Raw genomic sequence first — 26,077 nt, forward strand, 5'->3', positions numbered from 1 at the left:
TCCCTTGAAAGGGAGGGGAGAAAGAACCGTCCCGCCACCGGAGCCAAAAAATGCCCACCCCCCGCCGCTTCGCAGGCCAAACCCTCAAGACCCTCCGCCGCTCGGCCGCCCTCGGCCAGGCCGCCATGGCCCAGCGCCTCGGCGTCTCGGTCAGCTACCTCTCGCAACTCGAAAATGACGACCGCCCCGTCACCGCCACCGTCGCCGCGGCCCTTGCCCGCCACTTCCCGCTCGACTGGCAGGATGACGACGACGCCCCCGCCCGCCGCCGCGCCGCGCTCGCCGACGCCTTCGCCGACCCCATCCTCGCCGCCCTGGGTTCCACCGAAGGCCTCGCCCGCACCGCCGAACAGACCCCCGCGCTGGCGGACCGCTTCCTCGCGCTCCACGCCGCCTGGCGCGCGGCCGAGGAACGCCGCCAGATCGCCGACGAAGCCACCGCCTCCGGCCTCGCCACCACCACCCGCCTCCCCTGGGAAGAAGTCCGCGACTGGTTCCACGCCGCCGGCAACTATGTAGACCCGCTCGACCGCGCCGCCGAACGCGCCGCCGACGACTTGATCGACGCACCCGCGTTCGACACCACAAGCGAGCCCGAAACCCCCACCACCTCAGCCCTCATCACCCACCTCACCACGCTCGAGATCCAGGTCCGCCACAGCCCCCAAGCCGACGCCCCCATGCGGCGCTACGACCCCGCGACACGCACCCTCACGCTCAACCGCGCCCTCCCGCACGAGAGCCGCCGCTTCCTCCTCGCGCACCAGATCGCCGCCGCCGCACAGGTCGACACCATCGCCGCCATCGTCGCGGACGCGGACATCAGCCCCGCCGCCCGCCCGCTGCTCGCCATCGGCCTCGCCAACCATGCCGCGGGCGCGCTGCTGATGCCCTACGCCCGCTTCGCCCGCGCCGCGCGCGCCACCCGCCACGATATCGACCGGCTCTGCCAGCGGTTCGACGTCAGCTTCGAACAGGCCTGCCACCGGCTCTCCACGCTGCAACGTCCCGGCCAGCGCGGCATCCCGGTCTTCTTCTGCCGCGTCGACATGGCCGGCAACATCACCAAGCGACACAGCGCCACCCGCCTCCAATTCGCGCGCTTCGGCGGCGCCTGCCCGCTCTGGATCGTCCACGAAGCGGTCGCGATCCCCGACCGCATCCTCGTCCAGCTCGCCGAAACACCCGACGGCGTGCGCTACGTCTCGATGGCCAAGGGCCTCGTCAAACCCAGCGGCAGCTTCGCCCGTGCCCCCCGTCGCTACGCCGTGGCGCTCGGCTGCGAGGCAGAGCACGCCGCCGAATTCATCTACGCCGACAGCATCGGCGCCACCCCCACCCCGATCGGCATCAGCTGCCGCCTCTGCCCCCGCCCCGACTGCGACCAACGCGCCTTCCCCCCCGCCGACCGCGCCATCGCGGTAGACCCGGATGTCCGCGACGTGGTGCCGTACCGCGTGCTCTGAACAGGTCGCGAAGTCACGCCCCCCCAACTCCGTTCGTGCTGAGTAGAGACCGAGTAGCGCCCCTTGGCGCGTATCGAGGGCTCGTATCGAAGCAGCAGTCCCAACCCATCCTTCGATACGGGTCTTCGACTACGCTCAGCCCCTACTCGGGACAAACGGGCGGGGGGATTGAAGGGCAGAAAGACCCGACCCCAAAGCCCGTCCATCCCGAGCGAAGTCGAGGGACCCTTCGAGCGAAGCCGAGAAGCCTACACCGCCTCACCCACCACAGGCCGAGCAACGACGACCCCCTCCCCGTTCGGTTCGAGCCTGTCGAGAACTTGCGCAGTTCTCGACAGGCTCGAACCGAACGGCGTTCCGTATCACCCCATCCGACAGACCCCGGTCGACCCCCGCACCACCAGCTCATAATCCGGCACCGCCCCCGCCGCGTCCCCCTCGTCCGTATCCAGCAACAGATCCGCCGCCGCATAGGCCAGCGCATGGATCGGCTGGCGGATCGTGGTCAGCGGGGGCCACACCGCGCGCGCCAGGTCGATATCGTCGAACCCCGCGATCGACAGCGCGTCCGGCACCGCGATCCCGCGCGCGTGCGCGGCCGCCAGCGCGCCAGCCGCCATGTCGTCATTGCCCGCAAAGATCGCGGTCGGCGGCGTCGCCCCGTCCAGCAAGGCCCCCGCCGCCGCCTCGCCCGTCTCAAAATCGAACCCGCCGGCCACCACCAGCGCATCGTCCACCGCGATCGCCGCTTCGGCCAACGCGCTGCGATACCCCTCCAGCCGGCGCTGTGCCGAGACATGATCGAGCGGCCCGTTGATGAACCCGATGCGCACATGCCCGAACCCGATCAGGTGCCGCATCATCAGCGCCGCCGCGGCCGCATCGTCCATCGTCACGCGCTCTTCCGCCGCGGTCGGGTCGCCCGGCGCGATCCGCACATAGGCCACGCCGCGGCGGTCCAGCTCGTCCGTCACCGCGGCGATATCGCCCAGCGGCGGCGCCAGGATCACCCCGTCGACATGCGTCTCGTCGATCAGCCCGCCAATCTCCGCCGCCAGCGCGGGCGACGTCAGGTCGCACGGCTGCACGATCATCCGGATCCGGTCCTTCAGGCAGCGCGCGCGCACCCCCATCTGGATCGTGTGGACATAATAAGGGCTGGGATTGTCGTAGATCAGCGCGATCTGGAACGACCGCGCCCCCGCCAGCGCCCGCGCGGCATAGCTCGGCCGGAAATTCAGCGCCTTCATCGCCGCCTCCACCCGCTCGCGCGTCGCGGGGCGGACATGGCGTTCCTTGTTCAGCACGCGTGACACGGTCTTGAACGACACGCCGGCCGCCTCGGAAACGTCGCGGATCGTGATGCGCATCGATCAGGATACTCCCGCTGGCCCCGCCCGCGTGATCGCGGCGGCGCGCCCCTCCTGCGACGAACAGCGCCCTGAACGCAAGCGACGCCCCTTCAGGTCCTCAGCGTTCGGCGGCCAACCGGTCATGCGCGACCCGCTGCAACGCCACCGCCTGATCCGGCGACAGCCCCAGGTCCGCCGCCGCGCGCTCCCCCCGCCCCAGCGACATCGGGTCCCGCCCCGTCACGCTGCCGAAGATCGTCAGCGCGGACAGATAATAGCCCGCGCTGCTCGCATGATACTGGTCCCAGGACCACAGATCGAGCTGACCGAACGTCGTGCCGTCATACGGGTTCGGGTCCGCCACGCCGCGCGTCATGGCCAGCGTCCAGGCCTGCCCCACCGGCACCACCGTCGCGCGCGCCGCCCGCCCGGCCCGGTCGTACCCGGCCCGCACATCGTCGGCCATCGCCGCGATCGGCCGACCGTACCAGTGCCCGCCCGGCTTGTACGTCTCGTCCGCCCGCGACCAGGTCGACGCCAGCCGCACATCGACCTTCGCATTGCGCGCGCGGAACATCCCCGCCAGCCGCGCCGCATGATCGACCAGCGCGGTCGGATCGCCCGGCCGCGCCACGTCCAGCGTGCTGTAATCCTGCATCACGACGTGGTCCCACTTGGCGTCGATCCGCCCGCGCCGCCCGCGCCAGTGCCAGCCCAGCCCCTTGCCCGGCCCCGTCTCCAGGCTGACGGTGTAGGCCAGCCCCGCCTCGTCCGCGAACGTCTTGAACAGCGCGGGCACGCCGCCGACCCCCTCACCGTTCAGGTCGGTCACACTGTCCGCGCGGTACCGGTGCACGTCGGAATTGGCCCCGTAGGTAAAGCTGTTGCCGACGAACAGGATCGTCTCCTCCCCCGCCTGCCCGCCCGCCGCCAGAATCCCGAGCGCCGCGATCGTCCGTATGAGCATCCGCCAGTCTCCGTTCATCTGCCGTATCCTAGCCGCATCCGCGCCACGAATGAACCGCAACCGGCGGTCTACGTTGTCATCGCACTGTCATGGAGGATCGCCCGATGTCCCACACGCCCCCCGTCCCCGACGCGTCCGTCTCGCCCTTCCCCATCCAACCCGCGCCGCATGGCCACGTGGCAACGCCGACGCCCGCGACCCCCGCGGCCGAGCCCCACGCCTCGTCCAGCGACCGCAATCGCCTGATTGCCGGCGCCGCGGTCGGCATCGGGTCCGCCGCCATCGTGGCCGCTCTGCTCTACACCAACCGTAAGCCCGGCAAGGCCCCGCACCCGGCCCCCAAGGATCACCTCACGATCTGACGCCTCCGCGGCGGCATAACGGCTTGACCGGTGCCGCCGCCCTGCGCACCTTGCGCGCCATGAAATCACTGCTCCTCGCCGCGTCCGCCGTCTCACTCGTCGCGGCTGCGCCCGCTCCCGATCCGGCCGAACTGAAGAAGTCCGTCGCCGCGCTCGTCTCGTTCGGCACACGCCACACGCTGTCGTCCGCGACCGACCCGAAACGCGGCATCGGCGCCGCCCGCACCTGGGGCGCCAACCGCTTCCAGGCCATCTCCCGCGCTTGCCAGAACTGCCTCACCGTCGAACGCCCGGCGCAGCGGTTCGAAGGGCCCCGCGCCCCCGCCGGCGTGATGGTCGAGGACGTGATCGCCATCCAGCGCGGTACGACCGATCCTAACCGCGTCATCATAATCCAGGGCCATATCGACAGCCGCGTCACCGACGTCATGAATGCGACCGCCGACGCCCCCGGCGCGAACGACGACGCATCGGGCAGCGCGCTGGTGATCGAGGCCGCGCGCATCCTGTCGAAGGAGCGCTTTCCCGCCACCATCGTCTACGCGCTGCTCTCGGGCGAGGAACAGGGTCTGTGGGGCGGCAAGCTCCTCGCCGATCTCGCCACCAAGCGCGGCTGGCAGGTCGCGGGCGTGCTCAACAACGACATCGTCGGCAACACCCACGGCCAGGGCGGCGATCATGTCGCCAACCGCATCCGCGTGTTCAGCGAAAGCCTGTCCGCCGCCGCCGACCTGCCCGCCGCGAAAACGATGCGCCAGATCGGCGCGGAGGACGACGGCCCCTCGCGCGCGCTTGCCAAGCTCGTCCGCCGCGTCGGCACGCCGAACACGGCGGCGCTGGAGGTCGTGACCGTCCACCGCCCCGACCGCTTCGGCCGCGGCGGCGACCAGACCCCGTTCCTCGAAGCCGGCTACCCCGCCGTCCGGTTCAGCGAGGCCGTCGAGAATTACGATCGCCAGCATCAGGACCTCCGCACCGAAGCCGGCACGCGCTTCGGCGACACGATCGACGGCGTCGACTTCCCCTATCTGGCAAAAGTCACCGCGCTCAACCTGGCCGTCGCCCGCGAACTCGCCAACGCCCCCGCCGCCCCCAGCGGCGTGACGATCGCCGGCGCGCTGAAGGCCGACACGACCGTCGCCTGGTCCCCCGTCCCCGCCGCCACCGGCTACCGCATCCGCTACCGCCGCGCCGACAAGTCCGACTGGACCGACCACCGCGACGTCCCCGCCGCCACCACGACTTTGGTCCTGATGAACATCAACATCGACGACACCTTCGTCGGCGTCTCGTCGCTGGCGGCCGGTGGCGCTGAAAGCGTCGTCACCTTCGCGGGCGCTGCGCCCCGGCGGTAAGCCAAGCGAACGTCGCGCGCGTTACCCGGCGAAACTCAGCCCCTCCCCGTTCGATCCAAGCCTGTCGCGAACGTTACGCACCGCCCGCGGCAATCCCACGCCAGGCGGTTGCCGAGCGGTGGTCAGCTGCACCCGTTACGCCGCTCCCGGACATGATCTACGAGCGCGCGCAGTTTCATCGGCAAATGACGTCGGCTGGGATAGAACAGATAAAAGCCAGGCAGAGGCGGACAATAGGGTTCGAGAATGGCGCATAGCTCCCCGGTCTGCAGTAGCGGCGCGAAAGTTTCGGCCATGCCGATCGTCAGGCCGGCACCAGCGCGAGCCATCCTGACCATCAGGGCCATGTCGTTGCTGGTGATCTCCGGTTCCACAGCGACCGCAAAGTCGCGCCCCTTCTCGGTGAACTCCCAACGATATGGCGCCGCCTCGACCGCCGATCGCCAGCCGATGCAACGATGCTGCGTCAGTTCGCGCGGGTGGAGCGGCGTTCCGGCGGCCGTCAGATAAGCTGGAGCGGCGACGACGATCTGGTGCTGCTCACCGCTGACCGGGATCGCGATCATGTCGCGCTCGATCACCTCGCCCAGGCGTACGCCGGCATCGAACCCGGCCGCGACGATATCGAACTCGGCGTCGGTCACCAGAACGTCAAGCCGAATACCCGGGTGGGAGCTCAGGAACGACGCCAGCAGGTCCCCTGACAAGAAGCTCTCGGCGATGGAGGACACGGCGAGGCGCAGGAGGCCGGTTGGTCTTCCCTGCTGCGCGGCAGCGATCTGCGTAGCCGCATCGATCTCGGCCAGGGCCGGCGCGACCTGCTCCAGGAGCGCCTCGCCCGCTTCGGTCAGCGCAACGCTGCGCGTCGTCCGGCGCAGCACCGCCGTTCCAAGTGCATCCTCAACCTTGCGAACCGCTTGGCTTACCGCCGATCGGGTGACGCCGAGTTGATCGGCCGCCGCACGGAAGCTGCGCGCGCGGGCCACGACCGCCACCGTGGCAAGGGCATTGAGATCGACTTTCATTGTCCAGCGTCACTTACCAAGGCATGCAGGATTGCGGCAATAGTCGAGTTGTCTATGCCAAGCTATCTTTCCGGTCAGCACTGGAAAGCGAGAACCATGGACAAGATCATTCTTATCACCGGCGCCAGCAGCGGCATCGGCGAGGCGACGGCCCGCGTGCTGGCGAATGCAGGTATGACAATCGTGCTAGGCGCGCGGCGCACCGATCGGCTTGAACGGCTCCGTGCCGAAATTGCCGCGGCGGGCGGCACAGTCCGAGTCCGCCGCCTCGATGTTACGGATCGCCAAGATATGGCTGCGTTCGCACAGGCGGCGGTCGACGAGTTCGGCCGCATCGATGTGATCGTCAACAATGCCGGTGTCATGCCGCTCTCGCCCATGTCCTCGCTCAAGGTCGATGACTGGGAGCGGATGGTGGACGTGAACATCAAGGGCGTTTTGTGGGGCATCGCGGCCGTCTTGCCGACGATGAACGCACAAGGCGCCGGCCACGTCATCAACATCGCCTCGATCGGCGGACTGCATGTCTCCCCGACCGCAGCGGTTTATTGCGCGACCAAATTCGCGGTGCGGGCCATCTCGGACGGCCTTCGTCAGGAGAATGATCGTATCCGCGTCACCAGCATATGTCCCGGCGTCGTCGAATCCGAACTCGCCGACGGCATTTCGGACGAGGTCGCCCGCCGCGAGATGGCGGCTTACCGTGCGGTCGCGCTCCAGCCCGACGCGATTGGCCGGGCCATCCTCCATGCGATCGTTCAGCCGGCCGATGTCGATACGACCGAGATCGTGGTGCGCCCGGTTGGAAACCCGGCGTGAAAGACGCACCATCTTCTTGCGCCTGTATCTGGATGGCGGCGGACGTCCATTTGGTGCGAGCGTGATCATGGCGTCCGCCACCCTCAGCCGCGGGATGACGGCGTCCGCCGGCGATCCCGTGTACGTCGGCTACCGCGAAACCTCCTGTCGGGTCCGACGCGCTTGATCGATCATGTCCGAACATGCGTGCGGCGACCAACAATATCCAGCGACAGGAGACCTGTCGTGATCGGTCAATCCAGAATGAGGAAACCAGAGATGACAAGAGCCCTTCTCTCCGCAGCCCTGATGGTTATGGCACTGCCCGGTGCCGCAACGGCGCAGCCAACCGCCCAGACAACGCATGACAGCAACAAGGCAACGGTGCGGCGCGCTTTCGACGCCTGGGCAGCGGGGGGTACCGACTTCTTCGACATCCTCGCCGACGATGTGGTTTGGACCATCCAGGGCAGCGGACCCAACGCGAAAACCTACCGGAGCAAGGCCGAGTTGGTCGAGAAAGCCTTGGCTCCCTTCGGTGCGCGCGTCTCGGTGCCGCTGAAGCCGACCGTGCGATCGATGTACGCCGATGGTGACGAGGTCATCACCGTTTTCGACGGCGTTGCCCAAACGAACGATGGAAAACCTTACCGCAATACCTACGCCTGGTTCTTCACCATGCGTGACGGCAAGGTCGTGACCGCCAGGGCTTTCCTAGACCTTCCCGCTTACGACGCCGTACTGCGCAATGTCCGCCCGGCCGCACGGCGCTGAACCATATCTCCGCTACGTGGTTGCGGTGTTCCGGGTGGCCTCGGCCGAGGTCCTACCGCTGGTGGAGGACCTCGGCCGTCCCATCCAAGCGGTCGCGTCACGGCAGACGGTCGGTGCGCGCCGAGACCGCGGCAGTAGCTGGCGCTATATAAGGCGTGGAAACCGGGACCTTCAATCCGTTGCGCAAGGTTAACTGCGCTGCGCGCCCTGATCGTTCGACAACCACGATGGCGTCCGACGCGACCCACCAGGATCGATGCACGCGCATCCCCTTTACCTGGCCCAGCTCTTCCATCGCATCGGACAGGCGCATAAGGAAGAGCGAGGATCCGTGGTCGGTATGCGCGCGGACGTAATGGTCCTCCATCTGCAGGCAGATGATCATTTCCCGCAGCGCGGGGGGGATGCGCGCGAGGGGGGCATCGACAACGTCAACATCTTGGACGGGTTCGGGGAAGTTGTCGGGCTGAACGGTCTCGGACTCGCGGTCGGTAGAATCCTGGCCGAACGGAATCTCCTGCCTAGCGGGCCGCTCGAGCAACGCAGTACCGATCGTCTCGACGATCAGACCGACCAGAAGCGTTTTCAGAAACAAGTCGATGGTCCGCTGAACATCCGGTTCCCATCCGTCCATGTGATGGAGCGCGAAACCGGCGATGGCCATTCCCACCAGCGCTGTCGCGACGACGGGGAGCAGCCGACGAACCGGGGCCGGCAAAGTCTTGAGCCGCATGCTTCGTGCAAACACCAGGAGCGCGATGGACGAGAGCGTGAACCACGCAACCGACATGGCAATCCAGAATCCCAGGCGCACGAAAGGCTCTTGGTCGTCGGTGTCGAACGGGCCCAGCCAAGCGAGCACCGATCCGATTAGAAGCGCAATCCCGGCCTTTTCAAGCAACTCGGCACCTCGGACGCGGTCCGGTAATTTCGCGAAATCGCGCAATTCACCCTCCCCGGAATACCGCTGGCGACGACGTATTTTGACGAACCAGGCGTAGTTTAACGAACCCGTTCGCGCAATCCCGCAGCGACGCTCGCCCCGCCCAAGGCATGACCGTACCCGGTCGCCATGCCGTATCGACGCTACGTCAGGGGATACCGAATGACCAAGTCTGCTGTCTCAATCCTATTTGCATCCATCGTCAGTTGCATGGCGATGCCCGCCGCGGCCCAACAGGCGCTTGGCAGCACCATCGCGCCCGAAGAGCCCGACGACAGTGGCGGCGTTTCGGGTTTTGTCGCGGTCGGCGGTGCGGTGCAGCCGCAATATGAGGGCTCGGACGAGTATCAACTGGGTCCGTTCGCGCTTGCCAATCTGGAGTGGCGGGGCATGGAGTTGCAGTTGCGCGGCCTGCGCGCGCGGGTCGACCTGTTCGCCGACAGCCCCCTGCAGTTCGGTCCCGCCATCAGCCGGCGGCAGCGGCGCAACGATCGGGATACGCCGTTCCCGCTCTCGCGCCTCCCGGATGTGAAAGCGGCGTTCGAGGTCGGCGGATATGTCGGATACCGTTTTGGCGGCGATGCGCGTGGACGCGGCGAAACGGCGTTCGACCTCACCGTCCTGCAGGATGTGAGCGACGCCCATGACGGCCTCGTCGCCACCGCCCAGGTCTCCTATGCGGTCGTTCGGTCCGGCCGGTTCTTTGCCGACGTCGACGCGCAAGTCAGCTACGGCACCGGTAAGTTCATGCGGACTTATTTCGGGATCACGCCCGCGCAGGCCGCAGCGTCTGGCATTGCCGCTTACGACATCGGCAGCGGCCTGCGCGACGTCGCCGCCGGGACCACGCTGGGCTACCAGTTCAACGAGCGGTGGGGCCTCCTGGGCCGCATCGGAGCAAGCCGCTACATTGCCGATGCGCAGGACAGCCCGGTCGTCGCGCTTAGCTCCAAGATCCAGGTGACCAGCGGCGTGGGCGTCACGTTCCGTTTCTGACCGCAGACGCGGAACACCGACAGCATGACCCATCACGAAGTCTGTGGCGTCCGCCGCCTGGCCGGACGCCCGCCGCGGCTGCTCGCCCGAATTGCCATGCCGCGACCGGCACCCGCCTGGGTGATCGTCATGGCGTCGGCGATCGCTTCGTGCGGGCCGGCCGATCGTGCGGTACCCACTCCGGCGGATGCCGGTGCCCTGCCGGTCCGGGTTGCCACAGCAAGGCAATCCGGACCGACGACGCAGATCGTCGCCATCGGCACGGTCGCCCGTCAGCGCGAGGCCAATCTCGCCTTCCGCCTGCCGGGGGTCATTACCGTCCTGACGGTCGACGACGGCGACCGGGTCGAACGCGGCGACCTGCTCTCACGGATCGACGCGACGGATCTTTCCGCACGCCTGGCGTCCGCCCGTGCCGAGGCGCAGCGTGCCGACCGGACAGCCGCGCGGTTCGCGAGTCTCGCCGCGACGGGTGCGATCGCGCGTTCATTGTACGAGGATCAGCGCACCATTGCCCGCCAGATGCGCGAGGCCGAGGCGGTGGCGGCGTTCGAAGCGCGTTCGGCCACGCTTCTGGCACCCGCATCCGGAACCATCCTCAGGCGCGTCGCCCAGTCGGGCGAGACGGTGACGGCCGGCCAGACGGTGCTCCGGCTCGCCGACCGGACAAGCCCGATCATCGTGCGCGTGCCGCTGCCCGACGCCGACGCGCAGCGTGTTCGTCCCGGCTCGGCAGCGACATTCCGGCTGAACGCCGACACACCGCTCCTACGCGGGCACGTGTCCCGGATCGGCGGATCCACCAGCAGCAGCACCGCAACGCGAAGTGTGGAGGTGACGCTGGACGCAGCCGACGGTCTCGAAAGCGGGATGATCGGCACGGTATTTATCGCAGGATCGCAGCCGCGCCGATCAGGGGAGGTGCGGTTGCCCGCAGAGGCACTCGCCTTCGATGACGGCGGCCACAGCGCCGTCTTCGTCGCACGGGGCAGACCCGTCCGTGCGGTGTCGCGCCGGGTCGCCTTCATCCGCTTCGATGGCAATGACGTCGTCATCCGCGGTGACGGGATCACGGCCGGGATGCCCGTCGTCACGGCAGGCGCCGGTCATGTCCGTGACGGCCAGCCCTTGATCGTCGAAGACGTCCCGTGACGCCGGCGAGCCTCACGGCCTTCTTCGTGCTGCGAAGCCGGTTCACGCTGATGCTTTGCCTGCTGGCCGTGATGCTCGGCGTCAACGCCTGGATGACGATCACGCGATCGGAGGATCCACAATTTCCGGTCCCGAACATGACGGTGCGCGTCGCGCTGCCCGGCGCCACCGCAGAGGAGATCGAGCAGACCGTTTCGCGCCGCATCGAGGAGGCCGCATACGGGCTGGACGGCATCAGCGAGGTCGAGTCGACGAGCACCGACGGGGCAGCATCCATCGCGGTCAGGTTCGACTGGTCGAACGATCCCGATCGCAAGTACGACGAGGTCGTGCGGGTCACGCAAAGCCTCCGCGCGGCATTGCCCGCCGGCGTCACCCGGCTGGAGGTCTTCCGCAACCGCACCAGCGAGACGTCGATCTTCGAAGCCGCGCTCGTCAGTCCGGTTCTGCCCATGCGTCGCTTCCAGAAAGTGGCCGACCGGCTGGCCGAGGAGATCGGCCGCATACCCGGAATCCGCGAAGCACGCGTTTGGGGCGCGCCGCGCTCCGAACTGCGGGTCGCTCTCGATCTCCGCCGCCTGGCGGCGCTGCAACTCGCGCCGACCGCGGTAAGCGATGCGCTCGCACGGGCGGGCGTCGAAGGACCGATCGGCGCGATCCATGCGGGCGACCGACGCATGATCGTGCGTGAGGGCGGTGCCTTCACCGACTTGGACGCCGTGCGGACCGTGCCCGTCATCGCGCGTGATGGCGCCGTGATCCGCGTCGGCGACGTCGCCACCGTTGGCTGGGCGACCGGGGAGCCGGAGCATCTGACCCGCTTCGGTGGACGGCGCGCGCTGCTCGTCACCGCCACGGCCAAAGAAGGGGTCGCGATCGGACCTGTGACACAGGCGGTCAAGGACCGGCTCGCGGCGTATGAGAAGCGCCTGCCCGGCGGCGTTCGCCTGGAACGCGCCTTCTTTCAGGAAGACAATGTCCGGCGAAGACTGAACGGGCTGACGCGCGACTTCCTGATTGCCTTTGCCGTCGTGGCCGTCACGCTGCTGCCGCTGGGCCTGCGTGCCGCCGGGGTGGTGATGCTGGCCATTCCGCTGTCGCTGCTGGTCGGGCTGGCCACGCTCCAGGCATTCGGCTTCGGGTTGAACCAGCTTTCCATTGCGGGCTTCGTCCTGTCCCTGGGCCTGCTCGTCGACGACTCGATTGTCGTGACGGAGAACATCGCGCGGCACCTGCGGTCCGGCAAGGACCGCACAACTGCGGCGCTCGACGGGACCCGGCAGATTTTCCTTGCGGTCGCCGGCTGCACCGCCTGCCTGATGCTGGCGTTCCTGCCGCTCGTCGCGCTTCCGGAAGGATCAGGGGCGTTCATCCGTCCGCTTCCCGTTGCGGTGATCGCGACCATCGCGGCGTCCTTCGTCGTTGCCCTGACCGTCGTCCCGTTTGCCGCCAGCCGCATGCTCCCGGCAACCGAACCCGCGGAAGGCAATCGTCTGCTCAGGGCGCTCGATAATGGAATTCGGCGGTTCTACCGCCCCCTCCTGAACCGCGCGCTCGATCGGCCCTGGGCGGCGTTGGCCGCACTGGTCATGCTCTGCCTCCTCACCATCCCCCTGCTCGACCGGATCGGCAGCAGCCTGTTCCCGACGGCCGATACCCCGCAGTTTCTGATCCGGGTCGAAACGCCCGATGGTTCCGCGCTGCGCGCCACGGACCGCGCCCTGCGTTTCGTCGAGCGGCGGCTGGCCGCGGAGCCGACGATTGCGTGGCATGCCGCGAACCTGGGTCGCGGCAACCCGCAGCTTTACTATAACCAGCGCCAGCGCGATCCGAACCCGACCTTTGGCGAGGTCGCCGCCGCCTTCAAGGAATGGCGCGGTGCGGAGTCGGAAGCGGTGATCGCGCGTCTCCGGCGTGACTTCGGCCGCTACCCGGGGGCGCGGATCGTCGTGGTGCTCTTCGCGCAGGGTCCGTCGCTGGAGGCGCCGATCGAAATCCGCATTTCGGGCGATGACATGACTACGCTCAAGGTCCTGGCGCAGGCGACCGAACGCGCGCTGGAAGCCACGCCCGGCACCCGCGACATCGTCAATCCGCTGCGTTCCGACCGTGTCGATCTCGCCTTGTCGATCGACCATGCCAAGGCAGCCGCGCTGGGCGTGGAGGCCGGCGTCGCGCGGCGCACGGTTCGCCTGGCGCTCACCGGCGAGGAACCCGCACGCCTTCGCGATCCGGACGGCGACGACTATCCGGTGCGGGTGCGGCTTGCGATGCTCGATCGCAACGAACTGGCGAGCCTGGACAGCATCCAGGTGCCCGCTGCCGAAGGTGCCGCGGTCCCGCTTGCCGCCATTGCCCAGCCGAGCATCCAGTCCGGGCTTGCGCGGATCGGCCGCTACCAGCAGCAGCGAACGGTCCTGCTCAGCGCGTTCGTGGCACCAGGGTATCTCACCGCGACGGTCGCCGACGCGGCGTTGCGGCGCGTACAGGCAAGCGTACCGCTCCCCCCCGGCTACGCGGTCAGCGCCGGCGGAGAAGCGGAGGAACAATCGCGTGGCGAGGCGGGCCTGATCTCTGCCGTGATTGCGGCGGTCGTGGGCATCCTCGCCATCCTCGTACTCGAATTCGGTCGATTCCGGCTGGTTGGCGTCGTTGCCGGCATCGTCCCGCTCGGCCTTCTGGGCGCCGTCACGGCGCTGTGGCTCGGCGGCTATTCGCTGTCCTTCACGGCGACGATCGGTGTGATCGCGTTGATCGGGATCGAGATCAAGAACTCGATCCTCCTCGTCGACTTCACCGAACAGCTGCGGGCCGGCGGCATGGGGATGCGCGAAGCCGTCGAGCAAGCGGGCCAGACCCGTTTCCTGCCGGTGCTGCTGACGTCCGCGACGGCGATCGGCGGGCTGCTGCCGCTGGCGATCGAGGGATCGGGCCTCTACGCGCCGATGGCGATCGCGATCATCGGCGGGCTCCTGTCCTCCACTGTGTTGTCCCGCATCGCGACGCCGGTGCTCTACCTCCTCCTCGTTCGTGGCGATGGAGGAAAAGCGTGACCCGCAAGGCATTGGCGATCGCCGCCGCCTTGCTGGTTTCGGGCTGCATGACCGGGACCGATTATGTGCGGCCGGACGTGATGGTCGCCGATCGGTGGCGCGCGTCGGCCATGACCGGTGAAGCACCGCTGACCCCATGGTGGAACCGCGTCGGTGATCCACAGCTCCAGGCCCTCATCACCGCCGCGCTCGCGCAGAATCTGGACATCGAAATCGTACTGGCGCGGCTCGATCGGGCGCGTGCGGCAGTGGGCGCCACCCAGGCCGCCCTGCGGCCGGGCGGCGGTGTCCAGTCCAGCGTGTCACGCACGCGCGCCTCCAACGAGACCGGGCTTGCGTCGATCGCGGACCAGGTACCGGGGATCCGGATCGACCGTTCGGAAAGCGTCTACGACGCGACGTTGCGCGCAAGCTGGGAAGCCGACCTGTTCGGCGGCCTGCGACGATCGCGCGAGGCCGCCGGGCAGGACTATCAGGCCGCATTCGCGGACGGTGCGGCGGCCCGGATCGCAATCGCGGCCGAGGTGGCCGATACCTATGTCCAGCTCCGCACCCTGCAGGTCAGGCTCGACGTCGCGACAGCCTTGACCCGTTCGGCCGAGCGGCTGGAGACACTGGTTCGTCAGCGGTACGCCGCGGGCGAGGCGTCGCTTCGGGAACTGGAGCAGGCGCGCACCTCCAGTGCGGCGATCCGTGCCACCCTGCCCGGCCTGCGCTTCGGCATCGAAGTCCGCTTGAACCGCATCATGGTCCTGGCCGGAACCGTGCCGGAAGCCGACCGCAACGGGCTCGACCAGCCCGGCCCGGTCCCGACGATGCCGCTGCCTTCCTCAGGCTCGCCGCGAGACCTGCTGCGCAGACGACCGGACATCGTGGCCGCTGAGCGAAGGCTGGCGGCATCGCATGCCCGGATTGGTCAGGCACTGGCGGAATATTATCCAAGCGTCTCGCTGTCGGCACTTGCGGGGTTCCAGTCGACCGCCGCGGGGCGGTTGTTGTCGGGGCCAGCCAGCGTGGTGGGCGGCACCTTCGGCCTGCGCTGGCGCCTGTTCGACTTCGAGCGGATCGCAGCCGAGGTCGCCGCTGCCCGTGGCGTGGAGCGTGAGGCGCTGGCCGGATACCGGCAGCTGGTGCTGCGTGCCGCCGAGGATGTCGAGAACGCGGCCGTGGCCTATGGTTCCGCAAAGGAACGGGTCGCCACCCATGCGGTCGAGGTCGAAGCAGCGACCCGGGCCCGTCAGTTGCTCGACGAGGCATGGCGTGCCGGACAGATCGGCCTGCTCGATCTCATCGAAGCGGATCGTCGCCTCCTGCAGGCACGGGACAGCGTGGCGAACGCATCAGGCGATGCAGCAAGAGCAGTCATCGCGCTCAATCGAACGCTCGGCTGATGAGCGGCGACCGCTCAGAACCCAGACGTCTGAGCCCGACCGGTTCCCGATTGCTACGGCGTGGACAACGAAGCCTCGTCGAGCCAGCCCGCTACCGCTCTGGTAACCCCCTCCGGGTCCTCCAGCATCAGCATGTGACCCGCCTCCACGACGCTCTCGGTCAACGCCGTACAGTCTCCCCGCATGGGCTCGGCAAGACCGCTGTGCATTGTGTCGCACACGGTGTCGCGGTCTGCATGAATGAAGAGTGCCGGCAGATCGATCCGGCCGAACCCGGGCGCCTCGCGCGCGTATACCGCATTGTCGGCATCGTTGAGATACCAGGCGTTCGCGCCGCGGAAGCCGGTCCGGTTGAAGGCGGTAACGAACGCTGCGAACAGCGCTTCACTCATCATCGTCTCGTCTCGCGCCATCTGCGGTGCGCGCCGCCCCGGCCCGAAGAAGCCGCCACGTGAACGTAACTCGGAAAACTTCGACGGCTTGCCGACCACGTCCGGCGCCGTACGACGGAACGATGCCGCGATGGTCGCCCGGACATCGGCCTCCAGTGCATCCGCCGCGGGGCCGGCGTGCTCACGGTGATAAAGCCAGTAGTCGAACTGCCCCGCCGGATAGCGGTCGATCGGGTAGAGCCGCCGGTCGACCGTCGCGATCATGTTTTCGGCCGTGTTGCCACGCGCAAAGTACGGCACGCAGAGCGCCACCACGCCGCGGCATCGATCGGGATGATGCGCCGCGATCGACCAGACGGGCGCGCAACCCCAATCATGCCCGACCCATATCGCGGGAGCCCCGCCAAGCGCGTTATGCAGTTCGACCATGTCACGCGTGATCGCCCGCACGGAATAGTCGCAAGTTCGCGTCGGCACCGACGAGCCGCCATAGCCGCGCATGTCGGGCGCGACGCAGCGCCAGCCCAGGGCGGCGAAATGCGCAAGCTGGTGTTCCCAGATGATGCCGAGCTCGGGCCACCCATGCGCGAAGATCATGAGCGGTCCATCGACCGGCCCCGCCTCGATAAAGGCGGTCCGGTGCCGGGCCGTCTCCACGATGCCGGCACGGAACGGATCGGTGGTCACGTCAGCGCGTCCGCGTTGCGATGAAGCGCCAATCGCGCAACACCGCCAAACGGTGAGGCTTGGCACAGCGGTTATAGGTCTCGCTCGTCAAGATCCGGCGAAGATCGTCGAACCGCGCGTACCGGACGACGGCGATCTCGTCCCAATCATCGTCCTGCTCCCCCAGCAGGGTGGCGCTCCGTGCGCCCGCGTAGAGCAGTTCGGGAGTGATCCCCAGCGCGGCGCAGGCCTGCCGGAAGCCGCCGACATAGCCTTCGTAATAACCGCTGCGGGCGTCCGGCTTTGGGTCGACAAAATCGGCGGGGTAATGTGCTTGCGCGCGGAAGCGGAGCAGGTTCACCATCACCACCGGACCATCGCCGATCGCCCGCGCTGCATCGTCGAGGACAGTCTCGTCCAACTCTAGGTTCGTCTTCACGGTCGGCCTCCTTGTTGATTGTCAGGGTATGGCCGAACCGCCCGACCGCCTGTAGACCATGTCGGGGCAGGATGGAGTTGCCGTGATGTCCACACCAGCCAACTTCCAGCGCCTCATCAACCTGCTGCACTTCGCTCGGGTGGTGGATGCCGGATCGTTCGCCGAAGCCGCCAGACGTGCCGGAACGACCACCTCGGCTCTGTCCAAGGCGGTGTCGCGGTTCGAGCAGACGCACGGTGTCCGGCTGCTTCATCGCAGCACCCATGCGCTCTCGCTGACGCCCGAGGGAGAGCGTCTGCTCGAGGGGACACGTGACCTGCTGCGCGAAGCGGAGCGGCTCGAGGCAACGCTCGACCATGCCGCCGCGAGCGGCTCGGGCGGGCGCGTGCGGCTGAGCGCGCCGGCGCCGTTGATCCGCGCACGGCTGGCCGGTCAGGTGCCGACGCTCCTGCGCGCCAACCCAGACATCGAACTCGAACTGAAGATCGACGACGGCACGCTCGATCTGGCGGCCGAGGCGATCGACATCGCCATCCGCTACGGGCCGCTGGCCGGACAGCCCGGCCTGGTCGCCACGCCGCTCGGTAGCTTTCCATGGATCCTGTGCGCGACCCGCCGCTATGTCGAGTTGATGGGGGCGCCGCTGTCTCCGGCGGATCTCGTGGACCACAAGCAGATCGGCTTTCGCGAGCCCAGGGCTGGCCGGTTGATGGCCTGGCAGTTCACGAACCCCGCTGACGGCTCACCCATCCGCCACCTGCCGCGGCCTAGGCTGGTGGTGGAGGACGTCGGTGCGATCTGGTCGCTGATGCGGCTGGGAGTTGGGTTGGCTTGGCTTCCGGCCTGGGTCGGGCTGAAGGACTTGCGCGAGGGGCGTGTGGTCGAACTGTTGCGCGACTGGCGGGTGGCGGAGACCCCAATCCACGCGGTGCGGCTTGAACGCCGCCAGACGCCCCGGCGTATCCGCTCGCTCCTCGATGGCCTGCAGACGGTTGCGAGCCAATGGTCATACAGCGACAGGGAAGCGTTTCACGAGGTGCGAACGAAACATGGTGATTGACGTGAAGTCACCCACAGTCGGCAGCGCGGGCGTCGCCTAATAAGCAGATCGTAGGATCAGGCAAGAAGCTTCCAGCTTCGGGCATCGAGCTTATCGACGACAAGTCTATCTTGCCATGGAGACGCCAAATCGGCTTCCTTCATGAAAGGTAAGTTCCGTGACCCACTGGACATCCTCCGACATCCCTCCGCAAAATGGCCGGACTGCGGTTATCACCGGCACCGGCGGCCTCGGTTACCAGGACGCGCTCATGCTGGCGCGCGCTGGCGGCGACATCATTCTGGCCGGACGCGATGCACATAAAGGTGCCGACGCGGTCGACCGGATCCGGAGCAAGGTGACAGCGGCCAGGATCCGGTTCGTTCGGCTCGATCTCGCGAACCTTGCATCGGTTGCCTCCTTCGCCGAGCGGCTCGGCAAGCAGCAGGACCGCGTCGATCTGCTCATCAACAATGCGGGCGTGATGGTCCCTCCCCGGCGACAGGTGACGGCCGACGGTTTCGAACTGCAGTTCGGCACCAACCATCTCGGTCATTTCGCGCTGACCGCCCAACTTCTCCCGCTTCTGCGCAAGGGCCGGAACGCGCGCGTCATCTCGCTGTCGAGCGTCGCGGCGCCCAGTGGAGCGATCGACTTTGCCAACCTGAATGCCGAGCAAAGCTACAAGGCGATGCCGGCCTACAGCCAGTCGAAGCTCGCCTGTCTGATGTTCGCGTTCGAACTGCAGCGGCGCAGCGAGGCCGGCGGATGGGGGATCACCAGCATCGCCGCGCATCCGGGCGTCTCACGTACCGACTTGCTGCACAACGGGCCGGGGCGTTGGAGCGTGCACGGCCTTGCCCGCTCGCTGCTTCCGTTCCTGTTCCAGCCCGCAGCCCAAGGCGCGTTGCCGACGCTGTTCGCGGCAACCTCGGACCGGGCCAAGGCTGGCGGCTACTACGGGCCCGACCGGATGGGCGAGACGCGCGGCTATCCAACCGAAGCCGGAATACCGCCGCAGGCGCTGGACGAGGCCGTCGCATCACGGCTGTGGGACGTGTCCGAAGCGCTGACCGGCGTGCGGTTCGCGCAAGGCACTGTCGAACCGCAGCTACGGTTGCCGGCCGCGGACCCTTACAGCGCCGCCGCCTGACCCTCGAGGGCGATTGCCGTGCTGCCGGAACCGGACACGACGAACTGCGCCCGCCCCCCCCCCTTCCGCCCGCCTCTGCACCGCACAGGCCGGTCGGCGATCCTCAAGGAGATTGTCATGGGCTACATGGACTTCGACGTCATCACCGGCAGCGCGACCATTGCGCGAACCCGCGGCGCGCCGGACACGCCGGCCCTTGCCGAAGGGCGTTTCAGCCCGCTGGAATGGTCGGTCGTCGCCCTCTCACGTGGGGATCCGGTCTCCAGCCTGCGATCCCCCGGGCGCGTTGCGATCGCGATGGGAAACGTGTTCGGCATGCGCCAGACACCCCGCCTGGCTTGCCCCCGTCTGGAAGCGTTGCGACGGATCGCGGTGCTGAGTTGGCAGCGCGGCTTCGCAGTGCCCGGGCATGAAGTGACCGCGTTCACGACGGCGGGCTTCACGCTCGATCAATACGAGGTGCTAGTCGCCAGCATTTCCCGCACGCGGGCCGCATCGTCACGAAGAACGCGGCGATGAGTGAGCCCGTCATCGTCGTGGAACGCGCAGTTCCACGCGCCGAGAGTATCCGGCCCCCGCCCTGTTCACCCGCGCTCCGACGTAAGCCGAAGAGGCCTACCAGGTCGCAACCGCGGGGCCGGGCTTCCTCCACGGTCAATCCGACGGTGAGACGTCGGATCGCAGGGCTGGTTTTCGGCGCGCTTCTCGCGTGGTCGCTTGCCTACGCTGTCCAGTCCGCGGCACAATTTCTCGACAATATGTTGATCGCAGTCGTGCTGGTTCTGACAGCCGGACTCCCATTCATCCCGCTCGTCGCTTCGCTGTTCGCATCGAAGCCGGGCCGCAGGTAAGAGCGTCCGGTCAACTCATTACGAATGAAGATCTCTGACGGTACTGCGCCCGTCCAAGCAGGATCTACAGTAGGCAGAAGGGCCTCCGCACAAGAATGGCAACAGGAACGCAACCTTATGCGAGTTCAGCGGCAGATCCCACCTCAGCTCTTTTGGTCTGAATCGAGGCGTATGCCTTCAAGTAGGGCGCGGAGCGAGTTCACGACGCGCCTCCGCTTCGCCGGCAATTTCCCTGTTCGCGGTCAGGATTGCCAGCCCGCATAGGAAGCTCGCTATCGGTACCGTCAGCAGACCTAGGCCCAAACCGTTCGACATCTGGGCGCTTGATGCAGCGTCGCTCACCATACCGACAATCAGTGGCCCAAACGCCGGGCCGAGAAGGCCTGAGCCGATCATGATCAGACTTGTCGCCATCGCCTCGTTGCCGGTGCCGGCTAGGAAGTGTGCGCTGCCGAACCCCCAGGGCAGCAGGAATGCAAAAGAGAGCATCGTCGGCACGAGCAGCGCGATGGAAACCCATCCGGTCGGTACGAACAACGCGGCCGTCATTGTGACACTCGAGCCCACGAACAGAACGCCCGGCGGACCGAGTAGATTCTTTGCACCGGCGCGAATGGCGCGGTCGAACATCCGTCCGCCGACGAGCGTACCCATAATCCCCATCAAGCCCTGGAGCAGTCCGAATGCAAGACCTGCCTCACTGGCGCTGTATCCATGGGTGCGGATGAGAAACGGTGCCGCAAAAGCGTAGAACGGCGCGGCTGCGAAGCCACCGACGATTGCACCGATGAACAACCAGCGAAACCCCGCCGACGACAGCAGCCGCAGGCTCGACCGAAGGTACGGCGCGCGAGTGGATGCGGGGATCTTGAGTGGCGGCGTTGGCCCTGTGACAAAGAGCATCAACAGCGTCACTGCCGCGCCAAAGGCCCCTGCGCCGACGACTGCGGCACGCCATCCGTGCGTGTCCGTGATCGCACCGCCAAGCGCAAAGGCCACCATCGTCCCGAGCGGGAGACTCAAGGAAAAAATTCCGATCGCCAAGCCCCGGCGCTGAGGCCGGATTTTTCGTGATATGATCGCATGCGTCGCCGGGCTGCCGCCGGCCTCGCCCAGCGCCACGCCGAACCGAGTGAAGGCGAGAAACAGGAAACTTTCGGCGAAAGCGCCCAAGGCGGTCATCGCACTCCAGACCAATGCGCAAGCGACAAGGACGAACCGCGGCGAACCGCGGTCGGACGCACGCGCGAGCGGCAATGAAAAGAGCGCATAGCATAGCGCGAAGGCCAGTCCGGTAAGCAAGCCGACCTGTGTATCGCTTAGCGACAAATCTTCCTTGATTGATTCCGCCATAATGAACGGCAGCATTCTATCGATCTGGGAAAACAGGCCAACAAGAAATAGGACGAACAGCAAGATAGCTGCGCGTCTTCCACCAATATACTTGTCATCTTCACGGCGAGATAAGGCATCTCTATTGTTTGGAATAGCTATTGACCTGTCCTATAATTCTGTGATGATACTGCTCTCGACACCTTGTATTTAGCTTGGTTTGGCGCCAGCGAAGGTAAAGGATTCGCCCATGGTTGGAATGTCCGATACTCCAAAGAAATTGCCTAAACCTACATGCGAGGATATCGAGCCGGTTGAAGGCCGTGTCCTACCTTGGCCGGGCAAGCCGCCGGAAATACGCGTGCTGTCCCCGCTCCTTGACGCCGCCAATGCTTATATGGAAGAAAATGGCGGAGGTCATGGTCGATTTCCGACACCGCTTCCCGGCGTCAGCATGCTTCGTCAGTTTCAGCAGCGGCTACCGATGCGGCAACTCTATCGCCCCTCGATCTGTATCGTCCTTCAGGGGGCAAAAGACCTCCATATCGGAGAAGATACCTTCAGCTATGGCGCGATGGAATGCCTGGCCGTCGGGATGGAGCTGCCTGCCACGGGGCATATCGTCGAAGCGAGCCAGGATCGCCCCTATATTGGTATGACGCTGGATATCGACATAGGCCTGATGCGGGAGGTGTTGGAGCAGCTCGATGCACCGCCCGCGCCACCGTCCAGCACGGGCCCTTGCCTGTTCGTGAGACAGGTCGACGAACCGCTGGCGGATTGCGTCGGCCGCCTGATCAAATTGTGCGATACGCCCAAGGCGATCCCGATACTGTATCCGGCGATCATGCGTGAAATATGCTATTGGCTCCTGACCGGCGCACATGGCGGCGAGTTCTGCAAACTTGCCGTTGCAGAGACGAATGCCGCTCGGATCCGAAAAGCGATATACGTCTTGCATGCCGACATCGCCCGCACGCTTCGTGTCGAGCAATTGGCCGAGGCGGCCGGGATGGGCGTATCGTCCTTCCACCAGCACTTCAAAACGCTCACATCCATGTCGCCCCTTCAGTTCCAGAAACAGTTACGTCTTATCGAGGCGCGGCGCTTGATGGTAACCGAAGCCGTGAGCGTGACGGAAGCTGCCTATCAGGTCGGATATGAAAGCGCTTCACAGTTCAGCCGTGAATATTCCCGGATGTTCGGTGCCGCGCCGAAGAAGGATATCACGACTCTTCAAAAGGCTTATGCTGAGTATATGGGTCGCGTGGTCCGTGGTAGACAGCAAAATGCCATATCGGCTTGATAGCCTTTACCAGAGATCGACAACAGAGTGCGTGACATCAATCTTTCTTGATATGCAACAACGCTTCCTTACTAGCATAGACATGGATAATTGACCGACCGATATCTTACTGACTAACGGATTTTAAATTACTGTATCAATAGGCAAGTTTTATCGAAGAATTGGTATCGCCGCCTGCAACCGGACACCTAATTTGTGTCCGGCAAGTATGGAGATGCGGCGTGATATCGGTTTCAAGCGGTCAGGAATACCAGTCACAGCTTGAGGCAGAACGTCCGGCGTTGTCACGCCGGGCGTTTTTGCAAACTTCAGCCGTCGGCGCGTCGGTTGGACTGGTCGCCGGCTGCTCGTCCGGGCCTTCGAACGACCGCGGCGCAGGGCGCATCCCCGACTGGAGCGCGGAAGACATTCCGGTCTTGCGTGGCCGAACGGTGCTCGTAACAGGCGCCAACGGCTATCCCGAAAATGGCCGGAGCGGTCTGGGCTATCACGATGCGCTTGCTCTTGCGCGCGCTGGTGCCGACGTAACGATCGCCTCGCGCAACCAGACGCGTGGCCAGGAAGCAGTTCGGCGAATACGGGCGGAAGCGCTTCACGCGGCGGTGCGGTTCGAGCGCCTGGATCTTGCGGACCTGGCCTCGATCAGGGCTTTTGCGCGCCAGATGCGGAACACGCATCGCAGCCTCGACCTGCTGGTCAATAACGCAGGTGTGATGGGCCGCTTGAATCGCGAGGTGAGCGTGAATGGCTTTGAGAGGGTGTTTGCGACCAACACGCTCGGCCATTTTGTGCTGACCGCCGAGCTTATGCCACTGCTGCGCAAGGGGCACATGTCGCGGATCGTTTGGGTTTCCAGCCTTCGTGCCGGCAGCGGCGTGCTGCGCTTCGACGATCTGCAACTTCAAAAAAACTATGACTACGCGGCGGCTTATGATCAGTCCAAGTTGGCCAATCTCCTGCTGGCCTTTGAAACCGAGCGGCGAAGCAGGCGGTATGGCTGGGGTGTGACCAGCGTGGCCTCGCATCCCGGTGTCGCCCGCACCAACCTTATCCCGAATGGCCCTGGTCTCGAAAGTCCAGAGGGGTGGCGATTCCAGTGGCTACCTATCTTCCAACCCGCGGCGACGGGCGCGCTGCCGACGCTCTACGCGGGAACGGCGGCGGGGGTGCTGCCCGGGGGCTACTACGGACCTAAAGGGATCGCTGAACTGCGCGGGCCGCCCGGCGTCGCGCAGGTTCCTGCCGCCGCGCGAGACTCCCGCTTGGCCCAAAGGTTGTGGCCATTGCTGGAACGGCTTGGTGGGACGTCCTTCAGCTGAGCCCGAAGGACATTGCTCTGGAAGACTGCTGACGAAGATCGCTTCACGTCAGCGGCCCTAGTGAACTTGTTCTCATCCCCGCCTGAAAGATTAGGCAAGTAGTTTGCTCATTTAGGCATTCGTCTGCGCAACCCGGACGCATAGGTCCAGGATCATAAAAGCGGACCAGTCCGGAGCGAATTTGACGGTCTCCGACGTTCGAAAGCGACGTCGACCCAAGAGCGAGACTGGACATCGCGTGACTGTCTATCGAACCGATCCTTACGATTGATGCCCTGAAAAGGAAAAGTAATGTTCAAATCCATGGAAGTGTCATTACTCGTCGTAGCGTTAACGGCGGCGACCGCCGTACTGCCGTCCGAAGCCGCTTTCGCGCAGACTGCCTCGGCCAACGAGGTGGTCGGTTTGTGGGAGGCCGACAACGGAAGCCTCAAGCTCGATATGTTCGATGCCGGCGGGACGTATTCGGCACGAATGCTTTACGGCATTCGCGTGATGGAGCCAGATGGCAAGACCTTCCGGAAGGACACGAACAATCCTGATCCGAACCTCAGGACCCGCTCTCTCGAGCGCGCCGTGATCCTGAAGAACCTCAAGTGGAACGCGGAAGAACGACGCTGGGAGGGCGGCAGTCTTTATGATGGTTCGTCCGGGCGCTCTGTTTCTGCTCGTGCAACCATGGTCAAGGGCAAGATGGAACTCCGCGCGTACCTTGGAACGCCGATAATGGGCCGAACGGTCACATTCCATCGTGTGAAATCCTGATCCCGCCTTCTGTGATTATCGACGAACAGCCAGGCTCGGCTGCGCAGCCATCCTCGGATTTCGTACACTCGGCCGTTCGCGTCCGGATGATGAAAGGAGCCATCACCCAATGAGCTTTTCGGCCCTTTTGCTCGCGATGCCGTTGCTGACCGCACAGCCGGACGCGGGTTGCACTTTGCCCGTCGTGCCGAACCCTCCGCCAACGGAGGGTCCGCATGCTCAGGCCGCGACGCCTGTTCCATCAGGGTCAAAGCTACCGGCTCCAGCGCGATGCGCGCCCGATCAAACGTCGAGCGGTGCTAGCGATCTTCCACAGGGAGTTGCCCAACTCGAAGGCGATCAGGCCCCGCTGCCCCGCGAGCCCAACGACACGATCATCGTGCAGGGGAGGCCCAGAACGGCAAGCGATCCGTTAGAAGGCGTGAATGCTCGTTCCTTTGCCCTCGTCCAATCCGTCGACACCGCCGTTACGGGGCCCGTCGCGCTGGCATACAGGGACACAGTTCCCAGGCCTGTACGCAGCGGCTTGCGAAACTTCCTGGGCAATTTGACCGAGCCGGTCGTCGCTCTCAATTACTTGCTGCAGCTCAAGCCGGGAAAGAGTGCGGAGACACTGGGCCGTTTCGCGGTCAATTCGACGATCGGCGTCGCCGGTCTGTTCGACGTTGCAAAAAAGCGGCCATTCTCTTTGCCCCGTCGACCAAACGGCTTCGGTAACACGCTGGGCTATTACGGCGTGAAATCCGGGGCATATTTGTATCTGCCGTTCATGGGGCCCACGACTGTTCGCGACCTTGTGGGGCGAGTGCTCGATATTTCTGTCCTGCCCGTCGCCATAGGCCAACCGTTCAGCGACCCGTTATACGTCATTCCGACCACGACAGTCCGGTTGCTTGACGAACGAGCCGAGGCTGACGAGCAGATCAAAGCGCTTCGTAAAGATGGCGACCCGTACTGGAATGTCAGGCAGCATTATCTGCGCGAGCGTCAGGCGCAGATTGATGCGCTGCACCGAAAGCGCATTCGCAAAGATCCGTAAGCGGCGGCGGGTGACACCGGAGCGAGCGGGGGGACGGTATCGCCGTCCCCAGTCATCCTCATTCTCGGCGTTGAGTTTCGATCCGTCTCGTACGGATCATGGTCCCAGTGAATGGGTCCGGGATGTGCGACACCGCGCACGC

At 65.9% G+C, this 26,077-nt stretch carries 23 protein-coding genes; 16 read left to right on the plus strand and 7 right to left on the minus strand.

The window, feature by feature from the left end; translation table 11 throughout:
• Positions 1-50: 50 nt before the first annotated feature.
• Entirely contained in the window at positions 51-1,466 is a 1,416-nt protein-coding gene (locus IEX50_RS08800; RefSeq protein ID WP_157176819.1) for a helix-turn-helix domain-containing protein, read from the plus strand.
• A 362-nt stretch (positions 1,467-1,828) separates the two neighbouring features.
• On the opposite strand, the gene IEX50_RS08805 is transcribed toward IEX50_RS08800, so the two are convergent.
• Together IEX50_RS08805 and IEX50_RS08810 are read right to left on the minus strand one after the other, a co-directional pair.
• Positions 1,829-2,836: a LacI family DNA-binding transcriptional regulator gene (locus IEX50_RS08805; RefSeq protein WP_157176818.1), complete on the minus strand. Its 1,008-nt coding sequence runs from the start codon at positions 2,834-2,836 to the stop codon at positions 1,829-1,831.
• Between the two features lie 100 nt (positions 2,837-2,936).
• The gene (locus IEX50_RS08810) at positions 2,937-3,803 is read right to left on the minus strand and encodes a PEP-CTERM sorting domain-containing protein (protein ID WP_157176817.1); all 867 of its coding nucleotides are present in this window, start codon (positions 3,801-3,803) and stop codon (positions 2,937-2,939) included.
• An 86-nt stretch (positions 3,804-3,889) separates the two neighbouring features.
• On the opposite strand from IEX50_RS08810, the gene IEX50_RS08815 reads away from it, so the two are divergent.
• A complete protein-coding gene (locus IEX50_RS08815; protein WP_157176816.1) occupies positions 3,890-4,147 on the plus strand; it encodes a hypothetical protein in 258 nt (85 codons plus the stop codon).
• A gap of 59 nt (positions 4,148-4,206) precedes the next feature.
• Positions 4,207-5,502: a M28 family peptidase gene (locus IEX50_RS08820; RefSeq protein WP_157176877.1), complete on the plus strand. Its 1,296-nt coding sequence runs from the start codon at positions 4,207-4,209 to the stop codon at positions 5,500-5,502.
• A gap of 122 nt (positions 5,503-5,624) precedes the next feature.
• Here IEX50_RS08820 and IEX50_RS08825 read toward each other — a convergent pair whose 3' ends face one another.
• Entirely contained in the window at positions 5,625-6,488 is an 864-nt protein-coding gene (locus IEX50_RS08825; protein WP_198350669.1) for a LysR family transcriptional regulator, read from the minus strand.
• 135 nt (positions 6,489-6,623) lie between these two features.
• On the opposite strand from IEX50_RS08825, the gene IEX50_RS08830 reads away from it, so the two are divergent.
• Together IEX50_RS08830 and IEX50_RS08835 are read left to right on the plus strand one after the other, a co-directional pair.
• Entirely contained in the window at positions 6,624-7,346 is a 723-nt protein-coding gene (locus tag IEX50_RS08830; RefSeq protein WP_157176876.1) for an SDR family oxidoreductase, read from the plus strand.
• Between the two features lie 225 nt (positions 7,347-7,571).
• Positions 7,572-8,099: a nuclear transport factor 2 family protein gene (locus IEX50_RS08835; RefSeq protein WP_198350668.1), complete on the plus strand. Its 528-nt coding sequence runs from the start codon at positions 7,572-7,574 to the stop codon at positions 8,097-8,099.
• Positions 8,100-8,196: 97 nt separating this feature from the next.
• On the opposite strand, the gene IEX50_RS08840 is transcribed toward IEX50_RS08835, so the two are convergent.
• Positions 8,197-9,045: a LytTR family DNA-binding domain-containing protein gene (locus IEX50_RS08840; protein WP_198350667.1), complete on the minus strand. Its 849-nt coding sequence runs from the start codon at positions 9,043-9,045 to the stop codon at positions 8,197-8,199.
• 213 nt (positions 9,046-9,258) lie between these two features.
• On the opposite strand from IEX50_RS08840, the gene IEX50_RS08845 reads away from it, so the two are divergent.
• Genes IEX50_RS08845 through IEX50_RS08860 form a run of 4 tightly spaced genes read left to right on the plus strand, consistent with a single transcriptional unit; the run spans position 9,259 to position 15,634 of the window.
• The gene (locus IEX50_RS08845) at positions 9,259-10,038 is read left to right on the plus strand and encodes a MipA/OmpV family protein (protein ID WP_229673832.1); all 780 of its coding nucleotides are present in this window, start codon (positions 9,259-9,261) and stop codon (positions 10,036-10,038) included.
• 24 nt (positions 10,039-10,062) lie between these two features.
• Positions 10,063-11,190, plus strand: coding sequence for an efflux RND transporter periplasmic adaptor subunit (locus IEX50_RS08850; RefSeq protein ID WP_157176814.1), 1,128 nt, complete (start codon positions 10,063-10,065; stop codon positions 11,188-11,190).
• Positions 11,187-14,243: an efflux RND transporter permease subunit gene (locus tag IEX50_RS08855; RefSeq protein ID WP_229673834.1), complete on the plus strand. Its 3,057-nt coding sequence runs from the start codon at positions 11,187-11,189 to the stop codon at positions 14,241-14,243. Before IEX50_RS08850 ends, IEX50_RS08855 begins: the two co-directional genes overlap by 4 nt.
• A gap of 11 nt (positions 14,244-14,254) precedes the next feature.
• A complete protein-coding gene (locus tag IEX50_RS08860; protein ID WP_184075124.1) occupies positions 14,255-15,634 on the plus strand; it encodes an efflux transporter outer membrane subunit in 1,380 nt (459 codons plus the stop codon).
• A gap of 53 nt (positions 15,635-15,687) precedes the next feature.
• On the opposite strand, the gene IEX50_RS08865 is transcribed toward IEX50_RS08860, so the two are convergent.
• Together IEX50_RS08865 and IEX50_RS08870 are read right to left on the minus strand one after the other, a co-directional pair.
• Positions 15,688-16,713, minus strand: coding sequence for an alpha/beta hydrolase (locus IEX50_RS08865; protein ID WP_198350666.1), 1,026 nt, complete (start codon positions 16,711-16,713; stop codon positions 15,688-15,690).
• Between the two features lies 1 nt (position 16,714).
• On the minus strand, positions 16,715-17,131 hold the full coding sequence (locus IEX50_RS08870; RefSeq protein ID WP_157176812.1) for a hypothetical protein: 417 nt from the start codon (positions 17,129-17,131) through the stop codon (positions 16,715-16,717).
• 85 nt (positions 17,132-17,216) lie between these two features.
• Here IEX50_RS08870 and IEX50_RS08875 point away from each other — a divergent pair, with 85 nt between their 5' ends.
• The 3 genes from IEX50_RS08875 to IEX50_RS08885 all read left to right on the plus strand — a co-directional run bounded on the left by IEX50_RS08875 (position 17,217) and on the right by IEX50_RS08885 (position 19,842).
• Positions 17,217-18,191 (plus strand): LysR family transcriptional regulator, encoded by a 975-nt coding sequence (locus tag IEX50_RS08875; RefSeq protein ID WP_184075122.1) that lies wholly within the window; start codon positions 17,217-17,219, stop codon positions 18,189-18,191.
• 157 nt (positions 18,192-18,348) lie between these two features.
• Positions 18,349-19,323, plus strand: a complete 975-nt coding sequence (locus IEX50_RS08880) for an SDR family oxidoreductase (protein ID WP_157176810.1) — start codon at positions 18,349-18,351, stop codon at positions 19,321-19,323.
• Positions 19,324-19,449: 126 nt separating this feature from the next.
• The gene (locus IEX50_RS08885; RefSeq protein WP_229673836.1) at positions 19,450-19,842 is read left to right on the plus strand and encodes a hypothetical protein; all 393 of its coding nucleotides are present in this window, start codon (positions 19,450-19,452) and stop codon (positions 19,840-19,842) included.
• Between the two features lie 509 nt (positions 19,843-20,351).
• Here the strand turns inward: IEX50_RS08885 and IEX50_RS08890 are convergent.
• Positions 20,352-21,590, minus strand: coding sequence for an MFS transporter (locus tag IEX50_RS08890; RefSeq protein ID WP_229673838.1), 1,239 nt, complete (start codon positions 21,588-21,590; stop codon positions 20,352-20,354).
• 166 nt (positions 21,591-21,756) lie between these two features.
• Here IEX50_RS08890 and IEX50_RS08895 point away from each other — a divergent pair, with 166 nt between their 5' ends.
• The 4 genes from IEX50_RS08895 (at position 21,757) to IEX50_RS08910 (ending at position 25,935) form a co-directional block, all read left to right on the plus strand.
• A complete protein-coding gene (locus IEX50_RS08895; protein ID WP_229673839.1) occupies positions 21,757-22,812 on the plus strand; it encodes an AraC family transcriptional regulator in 1,056 nt (351 codons plus the stop codon).
• A gap of 221 nt (positions 22,813-23,033) precedes the next feature.
• Positions 23,034-24,131: an oxidoreductase gene (locus tag IEX50_RS08900; protein WP_157176808.1), complete on the plus strand. Its 1,098-nt coding sequence runs from the start codon at positions 23,034-23,036 to the stop codon at positions 24,129-24,131.
• 291 nt (positions 24,132-24,422) lie between these two features.
• Positions 24,423-24,896 (plus strand): DUF2147 domain-containing protein, encoded by a 474-nt coding sequence (locus tag IEX50_RS08905; RefSeq protein WP_157176807.1) that lies wholly within the window; start codon positions 24,423-24,425, stop codon positions 24,894-24,896.
• A gap of 109 nt (positions 24,897-25,005) precedes the next feature.
• On the plus strand, positions 25,006-25,935 hold the full coding sequence (locus IEX50_RS08910) for an MlaA family lipoprotein (protein WP_157176806.1): 930 nt from the start codon (positions 25,006-25,008) through the stop codon (positions 25,933-25,935).
• Positions 25,936-26,077: the final 142 nt, after the last annotated feature.

The organism is Sphingomonas prati (assembly GCF_014643515.1).
In the GTDB taxonomy this organism is placed as follows: Bacteria; Pseudomonadota; Alphaproteobacteria; order Sphingomonadales; family Sphingomonadaceae; genus Sphingomonas_R; species Sphingomonas_R prati.

Excerpts from the sequence above, each read along its gene's own strand:
- IEX50_RS08805 (WP_157176818.1), bottom strand. The coding sequence starts at position 2,836 with ATGCGCATCACGATCCGCGACGTTTCCGAGGCGGCCGGCGTGTCGTTC.
- IEX50_RS08875 (WP_184075122.1), top strand. The coding sequence starts at position 17,217 with ATGTCCACACCAGCCAACTTCCAGCGCCTCATCAACCTGCTGCACTTC.
- IEX50_RS08820 (WP_157176877.1), top strand. The coding sequence starts at position 4,207 with ATGAAATCACTGCTCCTCGCCGCGTCCGCCGTCTCACTCGTCGCGGCT.
- IEX50_RS08885 (WP_229673836.1), top strand. The coding sequence starts at position 19,450 with ATGGACTTCGACGTCATCACCGGCAGCGCGACCATTGCGCGAACCCGC.
- IEX50_RS08850 (WP_157176814.1), top strand. The coding sequence starts at position 10,063 with ATGACCCATCACGAAGTCTGTGGCGTCCGCCGCCTGGCCGGACGCCCG.
- IEX50_RS08800 (WP_157176819.1), top strand. The coding sequence starts at position 51 with ATGCCCACCCCCCGCCGCTTCGCAGGCCAAACCCTCAAGACCCTCCGC.
- IEX50_RS08845 (WP_229673832.1), top strand. The coding sequence starts at position 9,259 with ATGCCCGCCGCGGCCCAACAGGCGCTTGGCAGCACCATCGCGCCCGAA.
- IEX50_RS08905 (WP_157176807.1), top strand. The coding sequence starts at position 24,423 with ATGTTCAAATCCATGGAAGTGTCATTACTCGTCGTAGCGTTAACGGCG.
- IEX50_RS08810 (WP_157176817.1), bottom strand. The coding sequence starts at position 3,803 with ATGAACGGAGACTGGCGGATGCTCATACGGACGATCGCGGCGCTCGGG.
- IEX50_RS08815 (WP_157176816.1), top strand. The coding sequence starts at position 3,890 with ATGTCCCACACGCCCCCCGTCCCCGACGCGTCCGTCTCGCCCTTCCCC.
- IEX50_RS08830 (WP_157176876.1), top strand. The coding sequence starts at position 6,624 with ATGGACAAGATCATTCTTATCACCGGCGCCAGCAGCGGCATCGGCGAG.
- IEX50_RS08895 (WP_229673839.1), top strand. The coding sequence starts at position 21,757 with ATGGTTGGAATGTCCGATACTCCAAAGAAATTGCCTAAACCTACATGC.
- IEX50_RS08910 (WP_157176806.1), top strand. The coding sequence starts at position 25,006 with ATGAGCTTTTCGGCCCTTTTGCTCGCGATGCCGTTGCTGACCGCACAG.